12 protein-coding genes are annotated in these 10,431 nt (G+C 60.2%); 3 read left to right on the top strand and 9 right to left on the bottom strand.

Annotation, left to right across the window (positions count from 1 at the left end; translation table 11 throughout):
- The 9 genes from ABT23_RS13970 to moaC all read right to left on the bottom strand — a co-directional run.
- Positions 1-126, bottom strand: a 126-nt coding sequence (locus tag ABT23_RS13970) for a DsrE/DsrF/DrsH-like family protein (protein WP_296636592.1), incomplete at its 3' end; no start/stop codon positions are given.
- 79 nt (positions 127-205) lie between these two features.
- Positions 206-433 carry a sulfurtransferase TusA family protein gene (locus tag ABT23_RS13975; RefSeq protein WP_011311086.1) on the bottom strand — a complete coding sequence of 76 codons (228 nt, stop codon included), beginning with the start codon at positions 431-433 and terminating at the stop codon, positions 206-208.
- A gap of 135 nt (positions 434-568) precedes the next feature.
- On the bottom strand, positions 569-898 hold the full coding sequence (locus tag ABT23_RS13980; protein ID WP_018508572.1) for a rhodanese-like domain-containing protein: 330 nt from the start codon (positions 896-898) through the stop codon (positions 569-571).
- 101 nt (positions 899-999) lie between these two features.
- Positions 1,000-1,938, bottom strand: a complete 939-nt coding sequence (locus ABT23_RS13985) for a DmsC/YnfH family molybdoenzyme membrane anchor subunit (protein ID WP_296636569.1) — start codon at positions 1,936-1,938, stop codon at positions 1,000-1,002.
- 118 nt (positions 1,939-2,056) lie between these two features.
- Positions 2,057-2,752, bottom strand: a complete 696-nt coding sequence (locus ABT23_RS13990) for a 4Fe-4S dicluster domain-containing protein (protein ID WP_296636571.1) — start codon at positions 2,750-2,752, stop codon at positions 2,057-2,059.
- A gap of 31 nt (positions 2,753-2,783) precedes the next feature.
- Positions 2,784-5,660 carry a molybdopterin oxidoreductase family protein gene (locus ABT23_RS13995; protein WP_296636574.1) on the bottom strand — a complete coding sequence of 959 codons (2,877 nt, stop codon included), beginning with the start codon at positions 5,658-5,660 and terminating at the stop codon, positions 2,784-2,786.
- 277 nt (positions 5,661-5,937) lie between these two features.
- Complete coding sequence (locus ABT23_RS14000; protein WP_296636577.1) at positions 5,938-6,462, bottom strand: TlpA disulfide reductase family protein; 525 nt, start codon at positions 6,460-6,462, stop codon at positions 5,938-5,940.
- Complete coding sequence (locus ABT23_RS14005; RefSeq protein ID WP_296636578.1) at positions 6,453-7,154, bottom strand: hypothetical protein; 702 nt, start codon at positions 7,152-7,154, stop codon at positions 6,453-6,455. Before ABT23_RS14005 ends, ABT23_RS14000 begins: the two co-directional genes overlap by 10 nt.
- A 69-nt stretch (positions 7,155-7,223) precedes the next feature.
- A complete protein-coding gene (moaC, locus tag ABT23_RS14010; protein ID WP_296636581.1) occupies positions 7,224-7,715 on the bottom strand; it encodes a cyclic pyranopterin monophosphate synthase MoaC in 492 nt (163 codons plus the stop codon).
- 72 nt (positions 7,716-7,787) lie between these two features.
- Between moaC and ABT23_RS14015 the strand changes: the two genes are divergently transcribed.
- The 3 genes from ABT23_RS14015 (at position 7,788) to soxY (ending at position 10,276) form a co-directional block, all read left to right on the top strand.
- Positions 7,788-9,206: a M48 family metalloprotease gene (locus ABT23_RS14015; protein WP_296636583.1), complete on the top strand. Its 1,419-nt coding sequence runs from the start codon at positions 7,788-7,790 to the stop codon at positions 9,204-9,206.
- Between the two features lie 202 nt (positions 9,207-9,408).
- A complete protein-coding gene (gene soxX / locus ABT23_RS14020) occupies positions 9,409-9,771 on the top strand; it encodes a sulfur oxidation c-type cytochrome SoxX (RefSeq protein ID WP_296636586.1) in 363 nt (120 codons plus the stop codon).
- Positions 9,772-9,808: 37 nt separating this feature from the next.
- Positions 9,809-10,276: a thiosulfate oxidation carrier protein SoxY gene (gene soxY / locus ABT23_RS14025; RefSeq protein ID WP_296636589.1), complete on the top strand. Its 468-nt coding sequence runs from the start codon at positions 9,809-9,811 to the stop codon at positions 10,274-10,276.
- Positions 10,277-10,431: the final 155 nt, after the last annotated feature.

Below are 10,431 nucleotides of genomic sequence, written 5' to 3' on the forward strand. Positions count from 1 at the left end.
GTAGAAGGTGAAGAAAATCTGGGTTTCATAACCCAGCGCCGCCGCCGTCGAAGCCAGGATGAACGGGGGGTAAGCCCAGTCCAGCGTGCCCTTGGTGGCAATGATGGCCATTTTTTTGGTATCCATGCTCTGTCTCCTGTTTCGTTAAAAAAACAGCGCCGTGTGTTCTTCTTTGGAACAGTCGGCGCCGGTTAGGTTTCTTTTATTATTTTTTCTTCATGAAGAAGGTGAACTCGCCACCTGCCTCGGCAGTGGACAGCAGTTCGTTGCCGGTCTGCTTGGCGAAGGCCGCAAAATCCTTGACCGAACCCGGGTCGGTCGACAGGATTTTCAGCACTTGTCCGCTGGTGACTTCGGCCAGGGCTTTCTTGGCACGCAGGATGGGCAGGGGACAGTTCAGACCACGTGCATCGAGTTCTTTATCGAAATTCATGTTGTTCTCCTTACATTAAATCCATTAAATCGGCATGTACTAAAAAACGCTGCGGTACCTTAAACCAGAAGTTCCCCTATTGCAACCGAAATTGCTGCGCAATAGGAAAATCAGGCCATTCCTTCGACGTTCGCGCTAACGGGGCTGGCTCAGCGCATTGCCCGAACGTGCCCACGCCATGATTCCACCGGCCAGGTTGTGCATGTTGTTATAGCCCTTTGAGGCCATGAATGCACACGCCTGCGCCGAGCGTGCGCCCGAGCGGCAGTAGATCACCACCGGCTTGTCCTGGGGAATGTCGGCCGCGCGCAACGGCAACAGATGCAGCGGGATGTGAATGGCTCCATCAATCACGCCCTGGGCCACTTCGGCTTCGGTACGCACATCGATCAGATGCGCGCCCTTGGTCGCGATCTCGGCTACGTAGGCGACATCGACTTCCTTGAATCCTGACAGTCCGAACATAGATGTCATAACTCCTGCAACGGAATAAATTAGAACTTTCTAATATAACCCAAAGCTAAGGCTAAGCCAAGCATGCCCTCTGTCGCGGTGCGGGAATCCATTCAGCAGCGCTGGGCACCGTGATACAGATTCACGACATGGCGGGCTTCTGCGAAAAACAGCCAGCGCTCCACGGCTGCGCCTGCAATTCCCGCGCAGGCCGCGACGACAGCCGCAGCTTGCCCGCCTTGCGCATTGAAGACCCATACCAGCATCAATCCAGGCAGCGCAAAGCCCAGTCCGAACACCACGACCTTGAGCAGGCCAGCCTTCTGACGTGCGATCTGGAAGCCGAACTCCTGGGTCAGGAAGGTCCCATGGGTATGCCCGGTATCGAGCAGCTTGACCTTGGCGCGTGTCAGGCCGGTCGCAGTATTGATCGTGGGAGTAAGGCCCGGGCTGCGTATCCAGAAGTAATAGATCGCCTTCAGGACTGCGGCGATCGAGACGATCAGTGCCGACATTGCGATGAAGGGCAGGGTGTCGAGCCCCGCCACGACCGCACCAAGCAGCAGCAGCAGGCTGCCGCTGGCGTAGCCGAGCGCCAGGTAATTGGCCGGCACCAGCGGGGTGTTCCACTGACGGATGGTTTTCAGGCAGGCGTAGATCATGCCGGTGGAAAACACCGTGATCCAGGCCAGCACGGCCGACAGGAACCCAAAGGTTTCACGCAGCCACTGCGGCGCCTCGAACCAGATGCTGGCCAGGTAAACCAGTGCCAGCGGCATGAACACCACGGCAAACACGCCTTCGCGCGACAGCCACGAGGTACGGAAGCGGCTGAATGCACGCCAGGCGTTTTTCGGGTTGGCGAGATGGAAGGTGGACGACAGCAGACCGAACACGATCAGACTCATCGCGACGAGACCGCCAATGACAAGTTGTGCGGGCGTGAATCCGCCACCAAGTTTGAACGTGTCCGCAATGAACAGCAGCGAGAACAGGCCGAAACCGGCGCCCGATGCTACGGTGAAGAAGATGACTGAAAATGCTGGATGCATGATGTTTTCCTAATTAATCAACATCCAGCATTTCGGCGGAGACTAACCTTCAGGTTACGTCGGAACCAAAAAGCGGGATGCATGGATTCTCCTGGCTCTATTTATTGGGCAGCGCGGTTCAACGGCGCACCAGCTTGTTGGCAAACTGCTTGATGCTTTCCTTCAAGCCACCCTTGGGCTGGGTCTCGACCGGGATCACCGGCTTGCGGCGCGGCGGAAGATACGTGTTGGTCGGGTTGTAGTTGAGCTCGGGCATCAGCGGGAAGCCGCCGCGCTCGCGCACGGTGCGCGACACTGCCGAATCGGGGTCGTCGAAGTCGCCGAACATGCGGGCGTGCGCCGGGCAGGTGAGCACGCACGAGGGCTGGCGCTCCTCGACCGGCAGTTCCTGATCGTAGATGCGGTCGACGCACAGGGTGCACTTCTTCATCGTGCCGCTGGAGCGGTCGAGTTCGCGTGCGCCATACGGGCAGGCCCACGAGCAGTAATTGCAGCCCATGCACTTGTCCTGGTCGATCAGCACGATGCCGTCTTCGGCGCGCTTGTACGAGGCGCCGGTCGGGCACACGGTGACGCAGTCGGCGTCCTCGCAGTGCATGCACGACATCGGGAAGTTGACCGTCTTGTTGTTCGGATACTCGTCCATTTCGTAATGGCGAATCCGGTTGAACCACACACCCGACGGCTCGGCGCCATAGGGCTGGTAGTCGGACAACGGGCCGATGGTGCCCGAGGCATTCCATTCCTTGCAGGCGATGGCGCAGGCATGACAGCCTACGCACACGTCGAGGTCGATGACCAATCCAAGTCTCATTTTGTGCTCGCTTTATTTATTCGGGTACTGCTCAGTTCTTTTCGTGGGTGCGTGCGTCGTAACGCAACACATCCGGCCGCTCGTAACGCTCGTCGCCCGGCAGCGCCTTCAGTTCGTCAAACTGCGGCCAGGAGCCCGTTTCGCCCGGTGCGGCCTTCCAGATTTTCACCCGCAGGTCGAACCATGCGGCCTGACCGGTCACCGGGTCGGAGTTGGTGACACGACGCTCGCCGGCCTTTTCCGGCAGCAGCTCGGAAATCAGGTGGTTGAGCAGGAAGCCTTTGGTCGCTTCGGACGCGTTTTCCTTCAGGCCCCAGGCACCCTTCTGCTTGCCGATGGCGTTCCAGGTCCAGATGGTGTCCTCCTGGGTGCCTTCCATGGTCTTGACCTGGCAGCGGATCTTGCCGTTGTGCGATTCGACCCAGATCCAGTCGAAGTCCTTGATGCCCATTTCGGCAGCCTTGCGGGCGTTCATGTACATGTAGTTCTGCGCCATGATCTGACGCAGCCACACGTTCTGCGAATCCCACGAGTGGTACATGAACATGGGGCGCTGGGTCAGCGCGAAGAAGGGATATTCCTCCTTGTCGACGCGCTGCTGCTCGAGCGGCTCGTACCACATCGGCAGCGGGTCGAAGTATTTCACCAGACGCTCGCGGTCGACCTGGTTGTTCGGCTGTGGACCGTCGTACAGGCCCTGCCCCGCCAGGCGGAATTTCTGCAGCGGCTCGGAATAGAACTGCATGATGATCGGCTCGGCCTTGCCGACGAAGCCCACATCCGCTGCGACATCCAGGTAGTCCTTGTTGGCGTAGCGCATGTACTTCTGGTTGTCGGGCCAGTGGTGTGCGTAGAAGCTCTGGTTCTCGATGTACTTTTCCCACTGGTTGGGGTTGGGTTCACCCTTGAGCGACTTGGTGCCGTCCTTGCCACGCCAGCCGGCGAGGAAACCGATGCCGGGCGAACGCTCGAAGTTGACGATGAAATCCTTGTAGCCGCTGAACTTGGGCGTCCCGTCGGGCTTGGTGAACGCCGGGAATTTCAGGCGGCCCGCCAGTTCGACCATGACTTCCTGCCACGGGCGCACGTCACGATCCAGTTTAACCAGCGGGTGACGGATCGCGTCGGCCGCCGCATCCGGCTCGGAAATCGGGCGATCGAGCAGCGAAATCGAATCGTAGCGCTCGAGGTAGGTCGTGTCCGGCAGGATCAGGTCGGCGAAGTTGGTCATCTCCGAATGGAACGCGTCGATCACCACCAGGAACGGAATCTTGTACAGACCGGGCTCCTCCGGATCCTTGGCACGCAGCATGTCCTGGATGTTGGCCGTGTTCATGGTCGAGTTCCACGCCATGTTGGCCATGAACAGGATCAGCGTGTCGAGCGCGTAGGGATCGTGATTGGTCGCGTTGGTGATGACCATGTGCATCAGGCCGTGAGATGCGATCGGCACTTCCCACGAATACGCCTTGTCGATGCGCAGGGGGTTGCCGAACTCGTCGACCACCAGGTCTTCCGGACGCGTCGGGAAGCCGAGCGGCGGGCGCGACAGCGGCGTGTTCGGCGCATTGATGATGTCGATGTTGTTTTCCGGCAGCTGGTGCGGCGGAATCGGCTTCGGATACGGCGCACGGGCGCGGAAGTTGCCCGGCGCGTCGAGCGCGCCCAACAGCATCTGGATCATGTGGATGGCGCGGCAGGAGTGGAAGCCGTTGGAGTGCGCCGCAATGCCGCGCATGGCGTACATGGCGACCGGTCGGCCCACGACCTTGTCGTGCTTGCGGCCCCACACGTCGGTCCACTCGATCGGCAGCTCGACCGTCTCCTTGAACGCGACGTGTGCCATTTCCAGCGCGATGCGCTCGATGGTCTCGGCCGGCAGGCCGCATTCCAGCGCGACGTTTTCCGGCGCGTAGCGCTCGTCGAGGTAGCGCTCGGCCATCATCGACATCACGGTCTTGACGCGGCGGCCGTCGGGGGCGACATACTCGCCGAACAGCGCAGGAGCGATGTCGCCGTCCATGCCGTTCTTGAAGGCTTCCTTCTCGATGTCCCAGATCAGCGGCTGGTCGTTCTCGTCGCGCAGGAACAGGCCGTCGCCCTTCTGTCCGGGGGTCTGCACCACCAGCCAGGAGGCGTTGGTGTAGCGCACCAGGAATTCGTAATCGAACTTCTCGTGCTTCAGCAGCACGTGCACCATCGACATGGCCAAGAGGCCGTCCATGCCGGGCTTGATCGGCAGCCATTCGTCGGCAATCGCCGAGTAACCGGTGCGCACCGGGTTGACGGTGACGAACTTGCCGCCCTTGCGCTTCAACTTTTCCAGGCCGATCTTGATCGGGTTGGAGGAGTGGTCTTCCGCCACGCCCCACATCAGGAAGTACTTGGCGTAATCCCAGTCGGGCGCGCCGAATTCCCAGAACGAGAAACCGATCGAATAGAGACCGGCCGCCGCCATGTTGACCGAACAAAAACCGCCGTGCGCGGACCAGTTGGGCGTGCCGAACTGCTGCGCCCACAGACCGGTCAGCGCCTGCATCTGGTCACGGCCCGTGAAATAGCCGAGCTTGGAAGGGTCGGTCGCCCGGATTTCTTCCAGCCGGTCGGTCAGCACGTCGAGCGCCTGACCCCAGGAAATCGGCTCGTAAATGCCTTCGCCGCGCTCGGTGCCCGGCTTGCGCATCAAGGGTTGCGTCAGCTTGGCAGTGGAATACTGCTTCATGATCCCGGCCGACCCCTTGGCGCACAAGACGCCCTGGTTGGTGGGGTGATTGCGGTTACCCTGGATGAAGCGGACCTTGTTGTCCTCCAGTGTCACCTTGATGCCGCAGCGGCAGGCACACATATAACACGTGGTGTACTTGATTTCCTGCGCGTCGTGATTTTCGAGTTTGATCTTGGCGTTCATGCGGTCTCTGGATTCAAAATTATCCCCTCGGCTCCTTTGCAGGAGTCGTATTTCCCTACCCGGATATAACACTAGGTGACTGCTGGAAGCAGCGCCAGCGCATCGGCACTGGATGCTGCGGGGACGGCTATATATTAAAAATTCCGAATATATTGTTATTTTGCATGCTAAGACGTCGGGCTGGCAAGCAAATCGGATGATATCCCGATAAGCCCAACTAATAATAATCCTTATTTTTTGAGGGGTTAAAGGAGGGTCACGTGCCGCTCTCCATCAACTATCTGGCCAAAGGAGGCGACGAAGACATAACGGACTCGACCACCGCCAGCGCTTCGCCCTGGTCCCACTCGGTCGGACCGGTCAACACATGGCGCACCTGCCCCTCGGTATCCAGCACAAACGTGGTCGGCAATGCAAACACTTTCCAGCGCCGGGTATTGCTGCTGTCCGTATCAAGCAGGATAGGAAACCCCAACTTCATTTTTGCCAGATAGGCGTTGACCTCCTCGGGCGTTTCAGCGCTAGAAACGGCAACGATTTCCAGCGGCCGGCCTTTCATCTGCATCCGTAGACGTTCCAGCGATGGCATTTCGCGCTGACAGGGGGGACACCATGTGGCCCAAAAATTGAGCACCACCACCTTGCCGCGGTAATCGGTCAGGGTTTTAGACGCGCCCGTCAGGTCGTGCGCCTTGAGTTCCGGCGCCGGCGAGGCAACACGCGCCTCGAATCCGGTCGCCTTCGCAGTGACTACCCAGAACAGGCCGATGGCCAACACAGTCGCGATTCGTTTCACTTGCATCCCCAGGTATCCAATTGGTGCAGCAGCATGCTATCCATGTGGCGGCTTTCAGCTGTTTCAAAATCGGTCGGCGTTTCTCGCGCCCAGTACCCCTCGCGCAGGTTCTCCAGCACCACGTCGCTCACGATTGCACCATGCCGAGCCAGATGCTCCATCAGGCCCGGCAGCCATGGCGTGGCGGCCGAGCGACGTGGCTGCAGCACCCGCACGCGCAAGCCGGACAGATCGCCCAGATCGAGATAATCCGGCTCGGTCAGAGGTTCTGCCGTCGTATAGAGATTCGGGTGCATCAGCACCACACAGAGCTGGCTGCGCCGATCAGGCTCCAGCAGGACTGCGGCCCGCAGTACCGGCACGGCCGCACGCGCAACGGCAAATACCGTCACTTGTTTTCCGCTCGCCTGAGCCGCACGCAGCCATGCTGCCAGGTCCTGTACTGGCAGTGCGTCCATGCTGCTCGACACCTGAGGCAGAAAATAGGCGTTGGCAGGATCGAGCGACCAGACTGCGACACCCCGCTTAGCCAGTTGCTGGGCCGCGGCAAGTTCCGGTGCGGTTCGACCGCGCTCGGAGGCCACCCACAGCAACAGGCGCTGGCCCGCAGCTGGGAATACCTGATAATCCGGCAGGCTGGCGTGCGCCGTGAACGCGCATAACCACAATCCCGACAGAAAAAATCTGAAAAAACGCATTACGATCGCTCGATTACCGCACCCACCCATCTTGCCGCAGCCTACGCACCGCACAAGATGACGATATGACTAGGTGTCCCCGACAGACGTTGCGCGCCAGTGGCCGGAACGCCCACCCTGCTTTTCCAGCAGCCGGATATCGTCCATATGCATGCCGCGATCGACCGCCTTGCACATGTCATATATCGTCAGCAAGGCAACGCTGACGCCGGTCAGGGCTTCCATTTCCACGCCGGTCTTGCCGACGGTCTCGGCCGTCACCGTGCAAGCGATCCACGGCCCGTCGGCGTCATGACTGAATTCGACGCCCACCTTGGTCAAAGCGATCGGATGGCAGAGCGGGATCAGTTCGGCGGTGCGTTTGGTCGCCTGGATCGCCGCGATACGGGCGATGCCGAGCACATCGCCCTTGGCTGCCTGGCCACCCAGAATGCGCGCCAGGGTATCGGGTAACATGTGGATGCGTCCGCTCGCCACTGCGATGCGGCGCGTGTCGTCCTTGTCCGCCACGTCGACCATGACGGCGCGGCCACGTTCATCAAAGTGGGTGAACTCGCTCATATTCCGGAACCTAGTAGACAATCCGCGCATCCTAATCGAAATGCTGTCGTTCGCCGTCATTCTCTTCCGCTAATGCTGCGCATCCTGCTCGCGTTCACCCTGGCCATCCAGCCGGTTCTTGCTGCCGATCTGCCCGACCTGGGCGAGGTGTCGCGGCAGTATTTTTCCGACCAGGAGGAACAGACGCTGGGGCGCACCATCATGCGCGACGTGTATGCCGACCCGCGCTACTTGGACGACCCCGAAATCGAGAATTACCTCAACCAGCTCGGCTACAAACTGGTCTCGGTCAGCGCACGCAACCAACGAACATTCAATTTTTTCGTGGTCGACGATCCCACCATCAACGCCTTCGCCATGCCGGGCGGCAACATCGGCGTCCACACCGGCCTGCTGCTTGCGGCACAAAGCGAATCCGAGCTGGCGAGCGTGATCGCGCACGAGATTGCCCACGTCACCCAGGACCACCTCGCCCGCATGGTTGCAGCGCAAAGCCAGAGCTACTGGCCGACCATGGCCGCCCTGGCCCTGGCGTTGCTGGCCTCCCGTTCCAACCCCAACGTGGCGAGCGCGGCCATCGCCTCCACCCAGGCCTATTCGATCCAGAACCAGCTCAACTACAGCCGCGATTACGAGCGTGAAGCCGATCGCCTGGGCTATGACATGCTGACCAAGGCCGGCTTCGACCCGCACGCCATGAGCGAATTCTTCGAGCGGCTGCAGCGTGCCAATCGGTTCTACGACACCAGCGCGCCGGCCTATCTGCGCACCCACCCGCTCACCAGCGACCGTATCGCTGACATGGAAGCACGCAGCGATTCGGCGCCTTATCGTCAAGTGGAGGACAGCCTCGACTTCCAGCTGGTGCGCGCGCGCCTGCGTGCGCAGGAGGGCACCCCGGACGATGCCGTACTCGCGGCCCGCAGCACCCTGAAGGACAAACGCTACAGCAATGAGACTGCCGCCCGCTACGCGTTGATCACTGCCCTGCTGCGCGCGCGCCAGTTCAAGGAGGCCGAAGCCGACGTGCAAAAACTACCCTCCGGCAAGAACACCGACCCAATGATTCTGCAACTGGCGGCTTATACGGCGTTCACCGGCGGCAACACGAAGCTTGCCGTACAGCGTTACCGCACAGCCAGCGAAGCCTACCCGGGCTACCGTCCCCTGCAATATGGCTACATCAACGCCCTGCTGACCACAGGCCAGAACCGCGACGCACTGGCACGGGTGAATGCACAGCTCGCGCTCTACCCACTCGACCGCCGCCTGTGGCGGCTCGCTGCCCAGGCTCATGCTCAACTCGGCCAGCGCCTGTTGAGCCACAGCGCCCAGGCCGAGGCCGACGCATTGAGTGGAAATCTGGTCGCTGCCATCGAACAAATCAATCTCGGCCTCAAGGCTGGCGATGGCAGTTTCCATGAAATGTCCGCAGCCGAAGCGCGGCGACGCGAATGGCAGGAGGCCGAAAAATCGCAGCGCAAAAAATAGGTGTTCGCTGCAAAACCCCTTATTTGACGCCGCTGGTAGGAATTTACCCCGCGATTTGGCCGTAAAAAATCCCGCATGGCCTTGCATGGCAAAAAGCAATTCCACTATGCTTCGGTTCATCCATTACTGGATAGCGTTCACTGCACGGTACTTCCAAGCGGCAGGCGCTTTCACCATCAAGTCAAAAACGAGGAGGATGACCATGCGAAAGTTGCATCAGCTAATCACGGCATGTGCTTTGGGCGCAATTACGCTGACGGGCAGCGCGCTCGCCGCCGATGCTGCCAAGGAACTCACCGGCAAGCAGATTGCGTTTGATAGAAGCAAAGGCAACTGCCTGGCCTGCCATGCCATGCCGACTGTACCCGATGCGGAATCCGCGGGTCTGATCGGACCGCCCCTGATCGCCATGAGCGCGCGCTACCCCGACAAGGCCAAGCTGCGTGCCCAGATCTGGGACGCAACCGTGGCCAATCCCTCCAGTAGCATGATTCCGTTCGGCAAGAACGGCGTGCTGACGGAAGCCGAGATCGATAAAGTGACCGACTTCATATACGGTCTGTAATTACCCGTTGCATTGTTCAATCAGGAGATATGCCCAAATGAATGCACTTCGTAGAAACGTACTGAAAGGCGCCGCAGGCGCAGGCACCGTGGCCGTGGCCGTGGCCGCCGGCCTGCTGAAGCCCACCCAGGCCCTGGCGGGCGTCCCGCGTAGCGCCTTTGAGGCCAAGAATGTCGGCGATGCACTGAAGAACATGGGTGCAAACGCCCCTGCCGATTCCAAGGACATCACCATCAAGGCCCCGGACATCGCTGAAAACGGCGCCGTGGTGCCGGTGGAAGTGACCAGCGGCATCGCCGGTACTACCGCTATCGCCATCCTGGCTGAAAAGAACGCAACCCCTCTGGTGGCCGACTTCACCCTGTCGGGCGGTGCCGAGGGCTATGTGTCGACCCGCATCAAAATGGGGCAAACCTCCCTGGTTCGCGCAGTGGTGACGGCTGGCGGCAAGTCCTATACGGCTGCCAAGGAAGTCAAGGTCACCATCGGCGGTTGCGGCGGCTAATTTCCCGCCCCCGGTCTGTCGAATTGAATACCCCGTCATAGGGGACAACCATTTTTAGGAAAGGAAAGCCAAATGGCTGAACCGATGCGTATCCGCGCCACGATGGCTGGCGATGTTGCCGATGTCAAAGTGTTGATGAACCACCCGATGGAAAC

The organism is Thiobacillus sp. SCN 63-57, assembly GCF_001725555.1.
Taxonomy (GTDB): Bacteria; Pseudomonadota; Gammaproteobacteria; order Burkholderiales; family Thiobacillaceae; genus Thiobacillus.

Excerpts from the sequence above, each read along its gene's own strand:
- soxX (WP_296636586.1), top strand. The coding sequence starts at position 9,409 with ATGCGAAAGTTGCATCAGCTAATCACGGCATGTGCTTTGGGCGCAATT.
- ABT23_RS13990 (WP_296636571.1), bottom strand. The coding sequence starts at position 2,752 with ATGAGACTTGGATTGGTCATCGACCTCGACGTGTGCGTAGGCTGTCAT.
- ABT23_RS14015 (WP_296636583.1), top strand. The coding sequence starts at position 7,788 with ATGCTGCGCATCCTGCTCGCGTTCACCCTGGCCATCCAGCCGGTTCTT.
- ABT23_RS13985 (WP_296636569.1), bottom strand. The coding sequence starts at position 1,938 with ATGCATCCAGCATTTTCAGTCATCTTCTTCACCGTAGCATCGGGCGCC.
- ABT23_RS13980 (WP_018508572.1), bottom strand. The coding sequence starts at position 898 with ATGTTCGGACTGTCAGGATTCAAGGAAGTCGATGTCGCCTACGTAGCC.
- moaC (WP_296636581.1), bottom strand. The coding sequence starts at position 7,715 with ATGAGCGAGTTCACCCACTTTGATGAACGTGGCCGCGCCGTCATGGTC.
- soxY (WP_296636589.1), top strand. The coding sequence starts at position 9,809 with ATGAATGCACTTCGTAGAAACGTACTGAAAGGCGCCGCAGGCGCAGGC.
- ABT23_RS13995 (WP_296636574.1), bottom strand. The coding sequence starts at position 5,660 with ATGAACGCCAAGATCAAACTCGAAAATCACGACGCGCAGGAAATCAAG.
- ABT23_RS14005 (WP_296636578.1), bottom strand. The coding sequence starts at position 7,154 with ATGCGTTTTTTCAGATTTTTTCTGTCGGGATTGTGGTTATGCGCGTTC.
- ABT23_RS14000 (WP_296636577.1), bottom strand. The coding sequence starts at position 6,462 with ATGCAAGTGAAACGAATCGCGACTGTGTTGGCCATCGGCCTGTTCTGG.
- ABT23_RS13975 (WP_011311086.1), bottom strand. The coding sequence starts at position 433 with ATGAATTTCGATAAAGAACTCGATGCACGTGGTCTGAACTGTCCCCTG.